15 protein-coding genes and 1 tRNA gene are annotated in these 18,905 nt (G+C 66.9%); 11 read left to right on the top strand and 5 right to left on the bottom strand.

Annotation, left to right across the window (positions count from 1 at the left end; all coding sequences use genetic code 11):
- Positions 1 to 7: 7 nt before the first annotated feature.
- A complete protein-coding gene (locus RIT73_RS09580; protein WP_309131847.1) occupies positions 8 to 1,921 on the bottom strand; it encodes an FAD-binding monooxygenase in 1,914 nt (637 codons plus the stop codon).
- Between the two features lie 261 nt (positions 1,922 to 2,182).
- On the opposite strand from RIT73_RS09580, the gene RIT73_RS09575 reads away from it, so the two are divergent.
- From RIT73_RS09575 to RIT73_RS09550, 6 genes are read left to right on the top strand one after another with little or no spacing between them, the layout of a single operon-like run.
- Positions 2,183 to 3,685, top strand: a complete 1,503-nt coding sequence (locus tag RIT73_RS09575) for a fumarylacetoacetate hydrolase family protein (RefSeq protein ID WP_309131846.1) — start codon at positions 2,183 to 2,185, stop codon at positions 3,683 to 3,685.
- A complete protein-coding gene (locus tag RIT73_RS09570; protein ID WP_309131845.1) occupies positions 3,682 to 4,407 on the top strand; it encodes a GntR family transcriptional regulator in 726 nt (241 codons plus the stop codon). The genes RIT73_RS09575 and RIT73_RS09570 overlap by 4 nt, the downstream gene beginning before the upstream one ends.
- A 29-nt stretch (positions 4,408 to 4,436) precedes the next feature.
- Positions 4,437 to 5,942: an aldehyde dehydrogenase gene (locus tag RIT73_RS09565; protein ID WP_309131844.1), complete on the top strand. Its 1,506-nt coding sequence runs from the start codon at positions 4,437 to 4,439 to the stop codon at positions 5,940 to 5,942.
- Between the two features lie 43 nt (positions 5,943 to 5,985).
- Positions 5,986 to 7,152, top strand: coding sequence for a 3,4-dihydroxyphenylacetate 2,3-dioxygenase (hpaD, locus tag RIT73_RS09560; protein WP_309131843.1), 1,167 nt, complete (start codon positions 5,986 to 5,988; stop codon positions 7,150 to 7,152).
- Positions 7,153 to 7,163: 11 nt separating this feature from the next.
- On the top strand, positions 7,164 to 7,949 hold the full coding sequence (locus RIT73_RS09555; protein WP_309131842.1) for a fumarylacetoacetate hydrolase family protein: 786 nt from the start codon (positions 7,164 to 7,166) through the stop codon (positions 7,947 to 7,949).
- Entirely contained in the window at positions 7,934 to 8,734 is an 801-nt protein-coding gene (locus RIT73_RS09550) for an HpcH/HpaI aldolase/citrate lyase family protein (protein WP_309131841.1), read from the top strand. Before RIT73_RS09555 ends, RIT73_RS09550 begins: the two co-directional genes overlap by 16 nt.
- Positions 8,735 to 8,936: 202 nt before the next feature.
- Here RIT73_RS09550 and RIT73_RS09545 read toward each other — a convergent pair whose 3' ends face one another.
- Positions 8,937 to 10,976 (bottom strand): hypothetical protein, encoded by a 2,040-nt coding sequence (locus RIT73_RS09545; RefSeq protein WP_309131840.1) that lies wholly within the window; start codon positions 10,974 to 10,976, stop codon positions 8,937 to 8,939.
- Between the two features lie 1,191 nt (positions 10,977 to 12,167).
- Between RIT73_RS09545 and RIT73_RS09540 the strand changes: the two genes are divergently transcribed.
- Positions 12,168 to 13,391 carry a PrsW family intramembrane metalloprotease gene (locus RIT73_RS09540; RefSeq protein WP_309131839.1) on the top strand — a complete coding sequence of 408 codons (1,224 nt, stop codon included), beginning with the start codon at positions 12,168 to 12,170 and terminating at the stop codon, positions 13,389 to 13,391.
- Positions 13,388 to 14,578 carry a MarP family serine protease gene (locus tag RIT73_RS09535; RefSeq protein WP_309131838.1) on the top strand — a complete coding sequence of 397 codons (1,191 nt, stop codon included), beginning with the start codon at positions 13,388 to 13,390 and terminating at the stop codon, positions 14,576 to 14,578. The genes RIT73_RS09540 and RIT73_RS09535 overlap by 4 nt, the downstream gene beginning before the upstream one ends.
- Positions 14,579 to 14,622: 44 nt before the next feature.
- Here the strand turns inward: RIT73_RS09535 and RIT73_RS09530 are convergent, their stop codons facing one another.
- From RIT73_RS09530 to upp, 3 genes are all read right to left on the bottom strand, one after another.
- On the bottom strand, positions 14,623 to 15,564 hold the full coding sequence (locus tag RIT73_RS09530) for an endonuclease/exonuclease/phosphatase family protein (RefSeq protein ID WP_309131837.1): 942 nt from the start codon (positions 15,562 to 15,564) through the stop codon (positions 14,623 to 14,625).
- Between the two features lie 98 nt (positions 15,565 to 15,662).
- On the bottom strand, positions 15,663 to 16,481 hold the full coding sequence (locus RIT73_RS09525; RefSeq protein ID WP_309131836.1) for a winged helix-turn-helix domain-containing protein: 819 nt from the start codon (positions 16,479 to 16,481) through the stop codon (positions 15,663 to 15,665).
- Between the two features lie 276 nt (positions 16,482 to 16,757).
- The gene (gene upp, locus RIT73_RS09520) at positions 16,758 to 17,396 is read right to left on the bottom strand and encodes a uracil phosphoribosyltransferase (protein WP_309131835.1); all 639 of its coding nucleotides are present in this window, start codon (positions 17,394 to 17,396) and stop codon (positions 16,758 to 16,760) included.
- 108 nt (positions 17,397 to 17,504) lie between these two features.
- Here upp and RIT73_RS09515 point away from each other — a divergent pair, with 108 nt between their 5' ends.
- The 3 genes from RIT73_RS09515 (at position 17,505) to RIT73_RS09505 (ending at position 18,778) form a co-directional block, all read left to right on the top strand.
- On the top strand, positions 17,505 to 18,053 hold the full coding sequence (locus RIT73_RS09515; protein ID WP_309131834.1) for a tRNA adenosine deaminase-associated protein: 549 nt from the start codon (positions 17,505 to 17,507) through the stop codon (positions 18,051 to 18,053).
- A gap of 86 nt (positions 18,054 to 18,139) precedes the next feature.
- The gene (locus RIT73_RS09510) at positions 18,140 to 18,574 is read left to right on the top strand and encodes a nucleoside deaminase (RefSeq protein WP_309131833.1); all 435 of its coding nucleotides are present in this window, start codon (positions 18,140 to 18,142) and stop codon (positions 18,572 to 18,574) included.
- Positions 18,575 to 18,687: 113 nt separating this feature from the next.
- A tRNA-Ser gene (locus RIT73_RS09505) sits at positions 18,688 to 18,778 on the top strand.
- The last annotated feature ends 127 nt before the right edge of the window (positions 18,779 to 18,905 follow it).

Below are 18,905 nucleotides of genomic sequence, written 5' to 3'. Positions count from 1 at the left end.
GCAGTCGTCACGGGGCGAAGACGCCTGCGAAGAACTCGCCGAGGCGCTCGTGTTCGTCGAGGCCGAACACGCCGGAGACGTACTGATCGGGGCGGACCACCACGACGGCGCCCTCCCGGCTGATCCCACGCGCCTCGAAGATGTCGTCGTCGGGCAGCGTCGCGTAGATCTTCTCGAGGTACTCCAACTGCAGCTTCCCGACCAGGGGTCGGAACACCTGCGGCGCATCGGTGAAGGCGAACTCGGTGTGCTCCTGCTGGTAGATGACGCTGAGCTCGATGAGTGCGTCGAGATCGTCACCCGGGCGGCGGAACCTCACCAGCGGGGACTGCGGGTCCGACTCGAGCCAGTCGGCCAGGGCGGCGACCTTCGACTCCGCACCGCTCGTGTCGTTCGTGGGTCGCTGCGAGTCGGCGAAGACGTAGACCCGCCACCGGCCGTCGGCCTTCGCCTGATGGCCGAGGTGGACTGGGAAGGCGTCGCAGACGCGGTTGACCTGTGCCGACTTGAACCGTTTCCCGACCGGGAAGCCGGTCGCCAGTTCCTGCCCGGCGGCCGACGCGGTGATCATCGACTCGGTGTACTCGGTCATGAAGCCGGCGGGGAACTCGGCGGTTTTGACATAGAACTGTTCGAGGTAGGCCTTGTCCGGCAGCTCTTCCTGCGGGGTGGCCATCAGCGTCGACCATTCCTTGTCGAAGTCGATGAGGTTCTTGGCCGTCACCCGCCGCTCGAGCGAATACGTGCGCAGCAGCTCATCGGTCGACCGGCCGGTGACGACCTGGCCGAGCTTCCAGGCCAGGTTGAACCCGTCCTGCATCGACACGTTCATCCCCTGGCCGGCCTTCGCGGAGTGGGTGTGGCAGGCGTCGCCGGCGATGAACACGCGCGGGGTCGGCGAGTTCGGGTCGTCCTCGTCGGTGTCGTCGAAGGCGTTCGTGAGGCGGTGGCCGACCTCGTAGACGCTGTGCCAGCAGACGTCCCTGACGTCGATGGAGTAGGGGGTGAGGATCTCGTTGGCCTTCGCGATGATCTCCTCGACGCCCGTCTGGCGCACCGTGCGCGAGGCGTCGGCTGGAACCTCGCCGAGGTCGACGTACATTCGGAACAGGTGCCCGCCCTCGCGGGGGATGTGGAGGATGTTGCCGTGCTTCGAGGCGATCGCGCACTTCGTCCGGATGTCCGGGAAGTCGGTGTTCGCGAGCACATCCATCACACCCCAGGCATGATTGGCCTGATCGCCGAACATGCTCCGGCCGATCGACTTGCGCACCTGCGATCGGGCGCCGTCGCAGCCGACGACGTAACCGGCCCGGATGGTCCTCTCCTCACCGCTGCGCTCGCCCGACGTGTGCCGGACGGTGACCTGGACCGGGTGCTTCGGGTCAGCGGCGGTGGCCGGGTCCTCGACCTGGAGGTCGACGAACTCGATGCCGTAGTCGGGGGTGATCCGGCCGGGGGACTGGAGTGCGAACTGTGCGAAGTAGTCGAGCACGCGGGCCTGGTTGACGATGAGGTGGGGGAATTCGCTGATGCCGGTCTCGTCGTCCTTGGGGCGCCCGGTCCGGATGATGTGCTCGGGGTTCTCCTGGTCGGGGTTCCAGAATGCCATCTCCGTGATGTGGTAGCCCTCGCGGATGATCTCCTCGGCGAATCCGAACGCCTGGAACGTCTCCACGGAGCGCGCCTGGATGCCGTCGGCCTGGCCGATCTCGAGTCGGCCGGGCCGACGTTCGATGATGCGGGTGCTGACATCGGGGAACTGGGAGAGCTGTGCGGCGGCGATCATTCCCGCCGGCCCCGTGCCGACGATGAGCACGTCGACCTCGTCGGGCAGCTCGTCGGGGCGATCGATCCCATAGCCCTCGGCTGCCTGGATCCGCGGATCAGCGGAAACATAGCCGTGATGGTGAAAATGCATGTCGACCTCCGGTTCACGGGCACGTCATTGTGATGGTTCACATCGTACCAGTTCATATACGATTGCAGGCTTTGTTGCTGAATCAGGGCCGGAATCCGGTGAAACCGTCCGCGGGCTGTCTCTGTGAGGGCCATCTCGCTGCGGGTGCCCAGCCCTTCACCGCGGATCCTGCGTCTGTTTTGGTGATCTGGATTACTTGTCTCGTGGAACCGTATCATATACGATCGGGGAAGTTGAAGACTACTGAGAGGTGCGAGATCAATGCCGACTCCAGCTGGGATCCCGGTGTCGCCGGGAAAGATCATCGCCGTGCATGTGGCCTACGAATCGCGGGCTGCCCAGCGTGGCAGGCGCCCCGCACAGCCCTCCTATTTCCTCAAGGCGACCAGCTCACTGGCGGCGAGCGGTGACACGATCGAACGACCGGTCGGGACGTCGCTTCTCGCCTTCGAGGGCGAGATCGCCGTCGTCATCGGCACCCCTGCCCGATACGTCGGTCCGGACGAGGCCTGGAGCCGCGTCGCAGCGGTGACCGCCTCGAACGACTTCGGCCTCTACGACCTCAAGGCCCCCGACAAGGGTTCGAATATCCGCTCGAAGAGCCGCGACGGCTACACACCTGTGGGTCCCGAGCTCATCCCCGCCACCGAGGTGGACCCCACCGCACTGCGCCTGCGCACCTGGGTCAACGGCGAGGTCCGACAGGACGATGGCACGAGTGACGAGCAGCTGATCTTCCCTCTCACGCAGATCATCGCCGACCTCAGTCAGCACTTCACCCTCGAACCGGGCGACGTGATCCTCACCGGTACCCCCGCCGGGTCGAGCGTCGTCGGTCCTGGCGACACCGTCGAAGTCGAGGTCACCGCCACCTCGGCGAAGACGGGGGAGGCCCTGAGCACCGGGCGCCTGCGCACCGAGGTGGTCGACGGTCGCGGAGACTTCGACGAAGCGCTCGGCAGCGTCCCTGCCATCACCGAAGCACTCCAGGAGGACGCTTGGGGATCGCGGGAAGAGGCAGGGCTGCCCCCGGCGGAGGCGACCGGGTCAGGCCCGGCCACCGGTCCTGACCCGCTGAGTGAAGAGCTGCGGGAGAAGCTGCGCGCCGCCCCCACCGCGGGTCTCTCGGCCCAGCTGCGCGCCCGCGGTCTCAACAATGTCGCCATCGACGGGGTGAAATCGCTGGTGCCCGGCACCAAACTCGTCGGCACTGCTGCGACCCTGCGCTTCGTTCCCAACCGTGAGGACCTGTTCACGTCCCACGGCGGCGGCTACAACGCGCAGAAGCGCGCCTTCGACGCCCTCACAGCCGGCGAGGTCGTCGTCATCGAAGCTCGGGGTGAGCCCGGATCGGGCACCCTCGGCGACATCCTCGCCCTGCGGGCCAAGGCTCAGGGCGCGGCAGGCGTGGTCACCGATGGGGGAGTGCGAGACTCCGCCGAGGTGGCCGGCATCCTGCCGGTGTTCGCGACCGCCGCGCACCCGGCAGTCCTCGGTCGCAAGCACGTGCCGTGGGAGTCCGACGTGGCCGTGGCCTGTGGCAACGCCACGGTCCTGCCCGGCGACGTCATCGTCGGCGACGACGACGGGGTCATCGTCATCCCCCGCAGCCTCGTCGAGGAGGTCGTCGACGCTGCCCTGGCCAAGGAGGTCGAGGACGGCTGGGTCGCCGAACAGGTGGCCGCCGGCAATCCGATCGACGGACTCTTCCCGCCCAAGGGCGAATGGAAGTCGAAGTTCGAGGCCTGGAAGAGCACCCGATGACGACCCCGACCATGGACTCCGGGAGCGGTATGGGCACGGGCGGGCTCCTGAGCAAAGCCGAGCACGCCTACCGGTGGATCCGTGAGCGCATCGCCGACCACACCTACGAACCCGGGCACCGGCTCGTGCTCTCCCAGATCGCCGGTGAGCTCGACACCTCCGTGGTCCCGGTGCGCGAGGCGATCCGCCGGCTCGAAGCCGATGGGCTCGTGACCTTCGAACGCAATGTCGGGGCTCGGGTGGCGATGGTCGACAAGGACTCCTATGTCCAGTCGATGGAAGCCGTGGCGATCCTCGAGGGTGCCGCGACCGCGCAAGCCCTCGGCCATCTCACCGACGAGGACCTCGCCGAGGCGGAGGCGATCAACACCCGGATGCGTGAGCTCCTCGACGACTTCGATCCGGTCGAGTTCACCCGCCTCAACCACGACTTCCACGCCGCCCTGTTCGTCCGCTGCCCCAACGTTCGGCTGCGCACTCTCGTCGCACTGGAATGGGACCGGCTCGCGCACCTGCGCGACTCGACGTTCTCCTTCGTCCCCGAGCGAGCCCGGGAATCCGTCGACGAGCACTCGCGGATCGTCGGTCTGATCCGGGCGGCCGCCTCGGCGGAAGAGGTCGAACGGGTCGTCCGCGCACACCGGGCGGCGACCCTCCACAGCTACCAGCAGGCGGAGACCCGCCCCACGGTCACGCCCGCGAACACAGCCACCGAAGAGTGAACACAGCCACCGAAGAGTAAGGACACGTCATGACCGACACCACCACGGCTCCGACCGGTCTGCCGGAGAAGATCCGGCACTACATCGACGGCGAATTCGTCGACTCCCTCGACGGCGAGGAATTCGACGTCATCAACCCGGTGACCAACGACCCCTACATCCGGGCCGCTTCCGGGAAGAAGGCCGACGTCGACCGCGCGGTCGCCTCGGCGAAGCGGGCCTTCGCCGAGGGTCCATGGCCGACGATGCTCCCCCGCGAACGCGCCCGGGTGCTGGGCAGGATCGCCGACATCGTCGAAACCCGCGAGCAGACCCTGGCGGAGATGGAGTCCTTCGACTCAGGTCTGCCGATCACCCAGGCGCTCGGCCAGGCTCGGCGAGCCGCGGAGAACTTCCGGTTCTTCGCCGACCTCATCGTCGCGCAGATCGACGAGGCCTACAAGGTGCCGGGCCGCCAGGCCAACTACGTCAACCGGAAGCCGATCGGCGTCGCCGGCCTGATCACTCCCTGGAACACCCCGTTCATGCTCGAGTCGTGGAAGCTCGCCCCGGCGATCGCCACGGGCAATACCGTGGTGCTCAAGCCTGCCGAGTTCACTCCGCTCTCGGCCTCGCTGTGGCCGGGGATCTTCGAGGAGGCCGGTCTGCCCCAGGGCGTGTTCAACATGGTCAACGGTTTCGGGGAGGAGGGGTTCGCCGGCGACTCCCTCGTCAAGCACCCCGAGGTGCCGCTCATCTCCTTCACGGGGGAGTCGAGCACCGGCCAGCTCATCTTCGCCAATGCCGCCCCCTGGCTCAAGGGCCTGTCGATGGAGCTCGGCGGGAAGTCTCCGGCCGTCGTCTTCGCCGACGCGGACCTCGACGCCGCGATCAACGCGACGGTCTTCGGGGTCTTCTCCCTCAACGGGGAACGCTGCACGGCCGGTTCGCGCATCCTCGTCGAGGAGTCGGTCTACGACGAGTTCGTCGAGCGCTACGCCGCCCAGGCGAAGCGGGTGAAGGTGGGCCTGCCTTCGGACCCCACCACCGAGGTGGCCGCCCTCGTCCACCCCGAGCACTATGAGAAGGTGATGTCCTACATCGAGATCGGCAAGCAGGAAGCGCGCCTAGTCGCCGGGGGCGGACGTGCCGAGGGCTTCGAGACCGGCAACTTCGTGCAGCCGACCGTCTTCGCCGACGTCATGCCCGACGCCCGCATCTTCCAGGAGGAGATCTTCGGACCCGTCGTCGCCATCACCCCGTTCAAGTCGGATGCCGAAGCGCTCGAGCTCGCCAACAACACGAGGTACGGACTGGCCGCCTACATCTGGACCTCCGACCTCAAGCGGGCGCACAACTTCTCGCAGGCAGTGGAAGCGGGAATGGTGTGGCTGAACTCGAACAACGTCCGCGACCTGCGGACCCCGTTCGGCGGCGTCAAGGCTTCGGGCCTCGGACACGAGGGGGGATACCGGTCGATCGATTTCTACACGGAAGCACAGGCGGTGCACATCAACCTCGGCGAGGTCCACAATCCCGTGTTCGGCAAGCAGTGAGCCAGACCTTTCGCTCATTCGTGATTCAGGCAAGGACGCTGAAATGACCAATCGCAATGACATGACCCTGACCTCGGCGGGCTATTACGTCAGCCAGGAGGCACCGATCGTCACGGACAACCCGGTGCCCACACCCCGGACCGCTCCGCCGGACGTCCTCCGCTGCGCCTACATGGAACTCGTCGTCACCGACCTCGCCGCCTCGCGTGAGTTCTACGTCGATGTGCTCGGGCTCTATGTGACCGAGGAGGACGAGTCGAGCATCTACCTGAGGTCCACCGAGGAGTTCATCCACCACAACCTCGTGCTGCGCAAGGGGGAGACCGCGGCGGTGGCCGCCTTCTCCTATCGCGTGCGCGCGCCGGAGGACCTCGACCGGGCGGTCGAGTTCTACACCGAACTCGGCTGCGACGTCCGCCGGAACCCGGATGGCTTCGTCAGGGGCGTCGGGGATTCCGTGCGGGTGGTCGATCCGCTCGGCTTTCCCTACGAGTTCTTCCACTTCTCCGATCACGTCGAGCGGATGTCCTGGCGCTATGACCTGCACATCCCCGGTGAGCTCGTCCGGCTCGACCACTTCAACCAGGTCACCCCGGATGTGCCGCGGGCGGTCAAGTACATGCAGGATCTGGGCTTCCGGGTCACCGAGGATATCCAGGACGCCGAGGGCACGGTCTACGCGGCCTGGATGCGCCGCAAGCCCACCGTCCACGACACGGCGATGACCGGCGGTGACGGACCGCGGATGCATCACGTCTGCTTCGCCACCCACGAGAAGCACAACATCCTCGCGATCTGCGACAAGCTGGGTTCCCTGCGCCGCTCGGACGCCATCGAACGCGGGCCCGGCCGGCACGGCGTGTCCAACGCCTTCTACCTCTACCTGCGCGACCCCGATGGGCACCGCGTCGAGGTCTACACCCAGGACTACTACACGGGTGACCCCGACAACCCGGTGATCACCTGGGACGTTCACGACAACCAGCGACGTGACTGGTGGGGCAACCCGGTCGTGCCCTCCTGGTACACCGACGCCTCACTGGTGCTCGACCTCGACGGCAATCCGCAGTCCGTGCGGGCCCGGACGGACAGCTCCGAGATGGCGGTGACCATCGGCGCCGACGGATTCTCCTACACCCGCAGGGAAGATGCTGACGCGTCGACCGAGGGCGGCGCGTCCGACGAGTTCAAACTCGGCAATCAGCTCTGAGAGGACCTTCCATGCTCGATGAAGCAACGATCGCCGGCATCGCCGACGACCTCGCCGAGGCCGAGGCCAACCGCACGAAGATCGGCCGGCTGACGGCGAAGTACCCCGAGATGACCGTTGAGGACTCCTACGCCGTGCAGAACGAATGGCGCCGGCGCGGGGAGGCCGCAGGTCGCAGGCTCTACGGTCACAAGATCGGACTGACTTCGAAGCCGATGCAACAGGCCACCGGAATCACGGAGCCCGATTACGGGGCGATCTTCGCCGACCAGGTCTATGAGACCGGAGCGGTCATCGACCATGCCCAGTATTCGGGGGTGCGGGTGGAGGTCGAACTCGCCTTCGTCCTCAGGGACGAACTGCGAGGACCCGATGTCAGCCTCTTCGACGTCCTCCGCGCCACCGAGTACGTCGTGCCCGCCCTCGAAGTGCTCTCCTCACGGATCGAGATGGAGGGGCGGACGATCGTCGACACCATCTCGGACAATGCGGCGCTGGGGGCAATGGTCCTCGGCGGGCGCCCGGTCTCCGTCGACGCCGTCGACCTGCGCTGGATCAGTGCTCTCCTCTACCGCAATGAGACGATCGAGGACTCCGGAGTCGCTGCCGCGGTGCTCGACCACCCGGCCCGGGGAATCGCCTGGCTGGCCAACAAACTGGCCGAGCACGGTGATGTGCTGCAAGCTGGGGAGACGGTGCTGGCCGGATCGTTCACCCGTCCGATGTGGGTGCACCCCGGTGACACCGTCCATGCCGACTACGGAGAACTGGGAGTCATCACATGCCGTTTCGAGTAGAGCTGCCGCAGACCTTCACCGAGCGCGTGCGGGAACTGGGAGCGGGGGAGTACCTGGCCGGAATGTGGGTGTGCTCGGCATCGCCGACTGCTGCTGAGATCGCGGCGGCCTCGGGGATGCAGTGGGTCCTCATCGACGCCGAGCATTCGCCCATCAACCTCGACGTCACCACCCGACTCCTCCAGGCGATGAACGGCTACCCCGCCACCCCGGTGGTCCGGGTGCCTGCCAACGATCGGGTGCTCATCAAGCAGTTCCTCGACCTCGGGGCCCAGAACGTGCTCGTGCCGATGGTGGATACGAAGGAGGACGCCGAGGAAGCGGCGCGCTCCGTGTTCTATCCTCCTCGCGGAGTCCGCGGGGTCGGTTCGGCCCTGGCCCGGGCGTCCCGCTGGAATGCCGTGCCGGGCTACCTCGACCGCGCGGACGCTCTCGTGTCCCTGACGGTGCAGATCGAATCCGCGACCGCGGTCGAGAACGCCGCCGAGATCGCCGCCGTCGATGGGGTCGACGCCGTGTTCGTCGGTCCCTCGGACCTGGCGGCCTCGATGGGACTGCTCGGCCAGCAGACCCATCAGGACGTCACCGAGGCGGTGCTCCACACGTTCGAGGTCGTCAAGGCGGCTGGGAAGCTGGTCGGCGTCAACGCGTTCGATCCGGCACAGGCCCGCAGGTACCTCGATGCCGGAGCCTCGTTCGTCCTCGTCGGTTCGGACGTCGGACTGATGATGAACGGCGCGCGCGCCTGGGCCGACACCTGGGTGAGGGACGCGGAGTCCGATTGAACTGAACTCTTTCTCCAGCCCTGTTGTGTGTGCTGAGACGGTGGGGAAGGACAACGCCTGCGAAGGGACAGCACCTGCGAAGGGACAGCACCGAGGATCACCTCGGTGCTGTCCCTTCGCTTCAATCATGATCTTCATCGGCTGATGCCGACTCAGTTCATCGGCCGGTGCGGCCTCAGGTCATCGGCTGCGGCTGCTCTCGTCAGTCCGTGGAATCCCGACGACCGGAGACCAGGAGCGCTGTCACTCCGAGCCCGATGAGGAGCAATCCGGCTCCGACGAGGGCTGCGTTGCCGGGAGCTCCGGTGCGTGGCAGCTGATCGGGCGCACGCGGTGCCTGTGGCTGATCCGCCACCGGTTCGACCGGAGGCTCGGCTGCCGGCGGTTCGGCTGCCGAAGGTTCCGGGGCGGGTGGTGGCGGTTCGGCAGTTGGGGCCGGTGGCTGCCCATCAGGTGCCGGGGGCTCCCCGGCCGGTGATTCGTCAGCAGGTGGCGGCGTGTCGCCTGGCGGGGGCGGTTGGGTGGCGGGCGCCGAGGGTTCGTCAGTCGGCGCGGGCGGTTCCTCCACGGGCGTGGGCGGTTCCTCCACGGGCGTGGGCGGTTCCGGTTCCGGAGCGGCCCGGTGTACCGTTTCAGCCGGGATGCCCCAGTCGCTCGTCCATGACTTGTGGGCGTCGTCGCCGTTGACGGTGACGACGAAGGTCACCCATCCCACTGGCGCGGTGATGGCGGAGGTGCGCAGCGAGGCCTTGCCGTCCTGGTCTGCAGTGATCCTGAAGTCCTGGGAGTCGATCTTCTCCCCGCCGACTTTCGACGACTGCTTCGGCTGCTCAGCGGAGTGATACGCCGTGACGGTGGCCGAGACTGCGGAACCCGGTCGCATCCCTCGGATGTCCACCTCGTCGTGTGCCTGCGTTCCCGTCAGGACCGCGGTGGTGTCGGCGGTCGGTGTCCAGGGCACGAATCCGGTTTCGCGGGGCTGACCGTGGATTCCCTTCCACTCCCTGGTCTTCGCGTCTGCGGCGATGGTCTCGGTGAAGTAGAGCCATCCCCTGAAATCGTCGGGGATTTCGATGGCCGCGGATCGGTGCGTGCCGTTGCCGACGGATTTCGACGTCACGGTGCCGATCACCTCGGCGTCGTCGTTCTTCTTGCCGGGCTCGGGCTTCGACGCGGTGCGCCACAACTCGTGCACGACGGTGACCGTGTGGTCACCGACCAGGCCGGAGACCGTGAACTCATCAGTGACCGACTCGCCCGGGGTGGGGGTCTGGTCGGAGATCTCGGTCGTCACGGTTGGTGCTGATGTGACGTCGATGGCCGCGCGGGCGGAGACTTCGGTCGGCTTGTCGGCAGTGATGACACGTTGCACTCGCGCCTTCGTCGGTTCGAAGAGCAGGACGGTCTCAGGGGCGACCTGCGCGGTCCCCGTCACCGAGACCTTCCCCGGGCCTGTGACGGTGTATGTCTCGACCTCAGCTTTGCTGCTGGTGGTGAGAGTGGCAGGGGTGTCCTCGAGGCCTTCGACCTTCAGGTGGATCGGGATGTCGGGGACCAGATGTCCGCTTGCGCTGACCAGCGACACCGAGAGTTCGACCTGGTCGCTGTCCGGCAGAGTCGGCTTCCTCTCACCGTCGCTTTTCGCGTGCGGCTCGAGCACCGGCATGCCCGGGGTCGTCTGCAGGCCCACCTTGAGCCGATACGGGCCGGCGAAGCGTGCGGCGTCGGCGGTGATCGCCGCGAACTGCTTCGCGCTGCCCTTGAACTTCTTGCCGAGCTCTTTCGGTTCCTGCGGCGGCACCGTGTGGTCATGGGGGATCGCAGTATCGAGCCTCGCCATCGCGCTCAGTGCTGCGTGGACGTTCTTGGACTTCGCCGCGGAGTGCTGATGCAGCGCCCATGCGGTCCGCGGGGACGTGATCTTCTTCGGGGTGGATCCCTTGAAGTACTCGGGCAGCGGCGACTGCTTGCCTGCGTCGATGCAGTAGGCGTTCGCTCCTTTGAAGGTTCGGTAGGCGCCGTACCAGGTCTTTCCCTCCCTGGCGTGATGCCAGATGCCGGGACCGTAGGCATCGGCATGAGCGAGCATCGGCACTTCGCCGATCCTTGCCGTTCGGGAGGCGGAGTCGGAGCCTTGATCTCGTGAAGAACCGGCGGCCAGCGTTGGTCCCGACCCGAAGGTCAGCGACAGCACGAGAAGGAGGAGGAGCGTGTGGAAGGTGAGTCGTATTCGTGTGGTCATGACCCGATTCCACGCGAGGCGAGGCACCGTGGCCAGAGCGGAGATCGGGCCTGTGAATTCACCCGACGCACTCCACAGGCAGATGAGCATGAGTCGCCACGGAAACGGCTCGACCTGTGGACGAGGAGTCACGACGATTCCGGGTGGATTCGGAGGTCAGCGGCCCACACGGTTGCCTCTCGCGGGCTGGTGCCACCATTCTGGCGGGCATCCGCGCCGAATCGGACCTGCCGAGGCGCATCTGTCCACAGGAGACCGGGCTCAAGTGGATATTCGAAAGTGCTGGACTGTTGCTGTACAGCCACAGCATTCTCTGCTCGGTGTCAGTTGGCGACCGTAGACTTGACCGTGCGCTGTACTCTCCACGAAGAAGGACCATCCATGACGAAACAAGTGGGCCCGATCGATGGCCCCGGCTCGCCTCAGGGTTCTCCGGCGGGGTCCCCTGACCTGAAATCGCAGTTTCAGCGTGCCGAGCCGCCCCGGTTCATCGAGGGACACACCGATCAGGGGAGTCCGCAGAGCCACCCACCGCAGCCACCTCCGCCGTACACTCGGCAGCCCCAGCCGCAGGTGAGCCAGCAGCCGCAGTCGGGGCCGCAGCCGGGAAGGCCGCCGATGCAACAGCCGCCGATGCAACAGCCTCGCATGCAGCCCGGCCCGCAGCCTGGCCCGCGGCCGCGGCCGGGACCCCCGCCGCAGCCCGACCACGAGCGGTTCCGTCCTCGGCCCACAACCCAGTCGCAGGCACCAGCCCAGACCGGGTCGAACCAGGGACCAGGACGGCAGCGCAACCAGCACGGGCAGCAGCCAGTCCCCGGCGGACAGCAGCCGGCGCCCAGTGGTCCGCCGCAGCCGGGCTCGCAGCACCACCTCGGCGGGCCCGGACAAAGCCGGGCCGGATTCCCCGGTGGCCCGACGCCGAGCCATCCTGGCATTCCCGGACCTGGCCAGGCCGGATTCACCCACGCCGGCGCGCCTGAGCCTGCGCATCCCGGGCAAGAGCAACCAGGCATGGGGCATCCGGGGCAAGGGCAGCCCGGCATGCAGGGAACGGCCCACCCCGGGCCGGCCCGCCCCGGGACGGCGCACCCCGGCATGCCGGGACCGGGGCATCCCGGTCCCGGGGGGCCAGGCCTCCCACCACGGATCTACGAACAGGCCCGATTCGCCCCCACTGTCACGCAGGAGATGCGAGTGCGAGCTGCGGTGCAGGCGCCTCAGCGATTGGTCAGCGAGACCCCATGGACAGGGGCCGTGCGGCAGTCCCAGCCGGCAGAGGAACCGGGATCGACCGGCAACGTCGTCCGGCTCGTCGTCGCGATCCTCGCCATTCTCGGCCTCACCGCCGGCCTGCTGCTCCTGGCCCTCATCGGCGGGCTCAGCTTCGGAATGCGGCTCTTCGCCCTCATCGGGCTATCAGCGATTCCGCTCACCGGGATCATCCTCTACGTCCTGTGGCTCGACCGCTGGAAGCCGCAGCCCAAGATCATTCTGGCTCTGTGCCTCCTGTGGGGAGGGGTCGCCTCCGTCATCCTCACTCTGTTCGTGTCGCTTATCGGTGAGGTCGCGCTCTACTTCGCGGGAGTCGGAGCCGTTCCCGACGTGTTCGGGGCAGTCGTCCAGGCCCCCATCGTCGAGGAGACGACCAAGACGTGTCTGCTCGTCGTCATCGTCCTCGCCGCCCGCCGCTACTTTGAAGGACCGCTCGATGGACTCGTCTACGGTGCCCTCATCGGCGCCGGTTTCGCATTCACCGAGAACGTCCTCTACTTGGGCAGTGCGTGGAACGAGAGCACGGCCGGACTGTGGACCACCTTCGTCCTCCGGTGCCTGTGCTCCCCGCTCCTCCACACTCTCTTCTCCACCTGCGCGGGAGTGACGATCGGATTCGCCGCGCGCAAATGGCCATGGTGGGGGACGATCCTCATGTGGCTGCCCGGACTGTTCGTCGGAATCTGCCTCCACGCCCTCTGGAACGGAACGATGACGGGGCTGGGGGCGATCAGTCCGATCGCCTCGATCATCGGACTGATCGTGCTCAGCTTCATCCTCACCGTCTGCTGGGTGGTGCTGGGGCTGCTCCTGCGCCGCAGCGAACGACTCCACACCCTGAACATGCTCGGTGACTACGCCAACACGGGCTGGCTCTCCCACGCCGAGGTCGACATGCTCGGAACGTGGAAGGGCCGCAGGTTCGGCAGGCGCTGGGCGGCGTCCTTCCCGGGCGGCAACGAGGCGATGCGCACCATGATCCGGACCTCTGCCCGGCTCTCGACCACGCGGATGCGACTGCTGGCCGGAATCGGAGGGGAGAAGGAGCGCGCCATCGAGAGCTTCCAGCTCAAGGAGTTCGCCGCGGCGCGGGACCGGCTCCTGGCAGCGTCGGGAAGCGCGGCGAGGCAGCCCCAGTGACCGTCGTCGACATCGTCATCATAGTCCTGGGGGTGGCCGCGCTGTTCGCCGGCTACCGTCAGGGCTTCATCACGGGTCTCGGCACCGTCGTCGGACTCGTCGTCGGGTGGGTCGCCGGCCGGCTGCTGGTGCCCCTCGTCGAGCATCTCAGCCGCGGCACCCAGGCGATGGAGAATCCCGGAGTCGTCATGCTCCTCGCCTCGATGCCGCTGGTGCTCAGCGTCCTGTTCGCCTTCGCCGGCAGCGGCGCCGGCCACCGGATCAAGGAGTCGATGGACTCCGAGCTGGGACAGGGCATCGACTCCATCGGCGGCACCGTCACCGCCGGAGTCGTGTACATCCTCGTCGTCTGGTTGGCGGCCGGATACATCCGCACGACCCCGTTGGTCGAGCCCAACCGCTGGGTTGCCGATTCTTCGGCGATCGCCGCCCTTGACCGCACGATCCCGTATTCGTCCCAGCAGGCGCTGGGTGACATCTCGTCGACGTTGAAGGCCACCGGCTTCCCGCAGGTGTTCTCCGGCCAGACCGAGCAGATCCGCGGCGTCGGCGAACCCGACCGGGACATGGTCGAGGTCGGTCGGCAGGCCGAGGAATCGGTCGTCAAGGTCACCACCACTGCGACCACCTGCCCGACGGGCTCCGAGGGCACCGGTTTCGTGTTCCGCGACGGCTATGTCGCCACCAACGCCCATGTCGTCGCAGGATCCAGGGAGCTGGCCGTACAGGTCGAGGGACGGGGCAGGCCCTACTCCGCCGAGGTGGTGGAGTTCGATCCTGATGCCGACGTCGCCGTGCTCCGGGTCGAGGACCTCGACGCCCCGGCGTTGGACTTCGGAAGTCCTCTGACCACCGGCGATGACTCGGTCGTCGTCGGATTCCCGGAGAACGGACCGTACACGATCTCTCCCTCCCGCATCCGCGAGAAGATCAATGCCCGCGGTCTCGACATCTACTCGTCATCGTCCGTCGTGCGTGAAGTCTATGCACTGCGCGGGATCGTGCGGGAAGGCAATTCCGGGGGCCCCCTCATCGACGCCGACGGAAATGTCGTCGGGATGGTCTTCGCGCGCTCGGCCACGGACGAGGAGACCGGCTATGCGCTGACCCGCGCGGAGATCGACGACGAGCTCGACGCCGGTGTGGGCAGTGATTCGGCCGTGCCGACAGGGGCCTGCTCGAAATAGTCCCGACGGCGAGAAAGGAACTGCGCCAGAAGCGGGCGCTGTGACTATTCCAGGTTGAGGCCGGCGACCACAGCGCGGTGATCGCTCGTGCCGCGTCCGAGCACCTCGTCGGAAGTGGCGTCGAAGCCGCGGTAGAGGATGTGATCGAGCCGGGTCACCGGAAAGACGCCGGGCCAGGTGAATCCGAAGCCGCCGCGCGCCTCAGTGCGGGTGTCCTTGAGCGGTGGCACGAGAGTCGAGAACTTCCGGTCGCTCGAGGCGGTGTTGAGGTCGCCGGCGACGATGACGTGCTCGGCCGGGTCAGCGCTCACCGTCGTCGCCAGGCGGCGCATGGCGGCATTGCGCATCGCCTCGTGGCCGGGTCGCACCGAGGGCATGTGCACGGCGTAGAACCGGATGTCACCGTGGTCGGTCGAGATCGTCGAAGCGAAGGCCCGCGGCCACTGCAGCCCGAGATCGACCTCCTCGGGTTTGGAGATCGGCCACTTCGACCACACGCCGATCGTGTCGACGACCCGGGAATGGGGGAACGCGGAATCGAGCTCCTCATGGATGATCTTGCCCGACAGGGACTCGAGCTCCTGGATGGTGAGGATGTCGGGATCGGCCTCGATGATGTTGCGAGCCGTCGCCGTCGGCTGGGGCAGGCGAGCTCCCACATTCTGTGTGGCGACAGTGAGATCCGATGACTTGTCGTCCCCGCCCGGGAGCAGGGGAGGGCCGAACATCCCGGCCCACACCACTGCAGGCACCAGGAATCCGACTGCGCTCAGGGCGGAGAACCGGATCAGGGCCATGAGCAGCACGAGGGCGAGGAACACACCGGTCCAGGGCAGCAGGCTCTCGACGACCAGGGCGATGCCCGCACGCGTGGGCAACAGGTGGTGGAGCAGGAGGAAAGCCGCATAGAGCAGGCCGAAGATCAGCGCAGTGATGCCCTTGGCGGGGTTGCGCGGTCGGCTGGATCGAACATCAGTCTGGTTCATCGCTTATGCATCTTAACCGCGGAGTCTGTCCCCATCCTGGATGCGCACTGAGGCGCACGCCACTCGGGGACGACACTCAGCTGCGGCGCCGATGCGAGTCAGCGATGTGCGGTGGCGCTCCAGACGGTGACATCCGGGTGGGTGTCGTAGCGATACCCGGCCCCGCGCATCGTGCGGATGACGGAGGCGTATTCGCCCAGGCGCCTGCGCAGGCGCCGGATGTGGACGTCGACGGTCCGCTCATCGGGGGCGTCTCCGCCCGACCAGACGGCGTCGATGAGGGCTTCGCGGGGAAGGGTGGTGTCGGCATGGGAGACCAGGGTGGCCAGGAGGTCGAACTCCTTGGTCGTGACATCGACGAGTTCACCGTCGATGCGGACCTCACGTCGGGGAATGTCGATGCGCAGCCGTTCGGTGGGACTGCTCAGGAAGCTCTCCTTCAACCGGGAGCCGAACCCGCCGGCCGGAGCCGCAGGTGCGGCCGGCTCCGAGGTCTCACGCAGAGCAGGCGGGTGGATCCGGTTCGGGATGCGAGAGCGGACGGGTCCGTGTGTTCCCGCAGGCGAGCCGGTGGCGGCAGGCGAGCCGGAGGCCACGGCGCGCACGGCGTCGATGTCGCTGCCGCGTCCTTCGGGGGCCAGGGCGATGACGGCCTGGGTCTCGGCCTGGGAGGCGAGTTCCTTGGCATAGGCCTGGAGCTCGCCGGCGATGGCGGAGAGGTTGGTGCCGTCGGCGGCGGCCTTCGACTCATCGAGGCCGATGTAGACGATGATTCCCCGCGCGGCCTTCGGTGAGGGCACGACTCCGGCGGGACCATAGGTGTGAGGTGCGTTGGTGGTGTCCACGGCGCTCAACCGCGCTCCTGCGCGACGGGTGGCGACTGCACTGCGGGGGTGGACGTACGCTGATTCCGACATCTCTGTCCTTTGCTTCGACTGTATGAGTCCGCTGCGACGTAGGGGTGTACTCGTTCGATGCCGACCAGCGGAGAGACGATCACCGGCAGCGAACGCAGGGCATACACATGTATGCCGAACGCATTCGGGCCGAGTGAGTCGAGTAAGTCATGACTTCATTATTTGTCACAAAACCGAGGCCGTGCAAAGGATCACGTCGTTTTGAGACGAATGTGACGAACTATGACGAGATGTCGGGGGCGCCTGCGCTGAGATGGTCGGCGCCCCTGAGGGGAGTCAGTCGACGATCCCGTACATCCGATCGCCGGCATCGCCGAGGCCCGGGACGATGTAGCCCTTCTCGTTGAGCCTCTCGTCGAGCGCCGCCGTGTAGATCTCGACATTCGCGGATTCCGCGTAGTCCTCTTCAATCCGACGCACGCCTTCGGGTGCGCTGACCAGGCAGACGGCTGTGACGTCGCGGGCGCCTCGGGCGAGGAGGAAATCGATGGCCATCGCCAGCGTCCCGCCGGTCGCGAGCATCGGGTCGACGACGAAGACCTGCCGGCCGCTGAGGTCATCGGGCAGTCGATCGGCGTAGGCGGACGGTTCGAACGTCTCTTCGTCACGGACCATGCCGAGGAAGCCCACCTCGGCGGTGGGAAGGATGCGCAGCATCCCGTCGAGCATCCCGAGTCCGGCGCGCAGGATCGGGACGACGACAGGTCGGGGAGCGGCCAGGCGCGTGCCGGTGAACGTCGCCACCGGGGTCGTGACCTCCCGGTCCTCGACGGACACGGAGCGAGTCGCCTCATATGCGAGAAGCATCACCAGCTCCTCGGTGAGCTGGCGGAACCGGGCGGAGTCCGTGGACTCATCGCGCAGCACGCTGAGCTTGTGGGAGATGAGCGGGTGGTCGGCTACATGAAGGCGCATAGAGAAAATGGTACGGGCAAGAGCCCGCTCCGGCACGCCGCGCAGGAAATCGGTCCATTCCCGCGTCGTGCTGTGGTGCACGGGCGGTCGAGCAGTCACAATGGAGGCATGTCCTACTTCACTGAGATCCTTGCAGAATCAAGCGAGGGATACCGTCCCCTCGATGTCGATGTCCGGGATGCCGCGGACCTCGACGGGCTCGTCGACATGATGCGGTCCGCCGGCTCGGCGGACGCGGAGGCGGTTGCCGTCATCGAGCACGAGGACGAATGGTTCGGCCTGGTCAGACTGTGCGCCGACAACGAGGTCAAGGTGTTCCTGTCCGATCTCAGGGCCGTCGAGCTCAGCCCCTTCGCCGAGATCTTCACCGACTATCTCGACTCCCGTCCGGACGCCTACGAGCCCGACGAGGATCTCGTGCCCGACGTCGACGGCGTCGACGAGGAGGAAGCGGAGGAAGAGGACGACGAGGTCGAGATGCTCGAATTCGATCCCGACGCCGAATGGGGCGGCGACGCCGACATCTACGCCGACCGGGGAGTCACCGCCGTCGACCTCATCGAGCAGGTGGAGAAGTACCCGTCGGACCCGGCCCGCGTCGTCGCACACGTGGGGGAGACCGTCGGCTTCGCCGACCAGCTCGAGGCCGCGCGCTGAACCAGTCGTCCGACCGGACGGCGGTTCCGGACTTCGCAACCGGTGCGCTGAGTCAGTCGTCCGAGCCTGCACGTTTCGAGGACTGGATGGGCCTCGCCCTCGCCGAGGCGGAGCTCGCGGCGGCTCACGATGACGTTCCCGTCGGGGCCGTCGTCGTCGACGCACGTGGAGAGGTGATCGCGCGCGCTCACAATCGACGTGAAGTCGATCAGGATCCGCTCGGTCACGCCGAGCTCCTCGCTCTGCGTGCGGCCGCAGAGGTGACCGGCCGGTGGCGCCTCGACGGCTGCGCCCTCATCGTCACCCTCGAGCCGTGTGCGATGTGCGCGGGTGCGCTCGTCTCCTCCCGCATCGACCGAATCGTCTACGGGGCCTTCGACGACAAGGCCGGGGCTGCCGGATCGATCTGGGACCTGCCCCGGGATCGGGCCTCTCTGCACAATCCGCAGGTGACTTCGCGGGTCCGCGCAGAGGAATGTCGGCGGGTGCTGAGGAGCTTCTTCGCCGCCAAGCGCGCTTGAGCGCACCGAGGTGCTGCGGTCCGGAAGCGTAGTAGAGGGCCGCATTCCGCCAGTGGTCCAAGTCACGGGATCCGGATTTGGCGGCGGGTGGGCAGAACTGTAAAGTTGTCCGCGGTGGCGTGTCCGAGCGGCCGAAGGTGCAACACTCGAAATGTTGTGTACGGTAACCCCGTACCGTGGGTTCAAATCCCACCGCCACCGCCATTGTGATGTGTCGCGACATCGTTCACTCGATGTCGCGGCACATTTCTCATTTCCCGCCGGGATGTCTCACGACATTGTTCATCGAATTGATGCCATGTCTCGCGACATCGTTCACCGTATGTGTCAC

Origin of the sequence: Brevibacterium sp. (assembly GCF_031179145.1) — a bacterium.
GTDB lineage: Bacteria > Actinomycetota > Actinomycetes > Actinomycetales > Brevibacteriaceae > Brevibacterium.
Note: the sequence above shows the minus strand (reverse complement) of the source record. Positions and strands in the feature narration are given on the sequence as shown.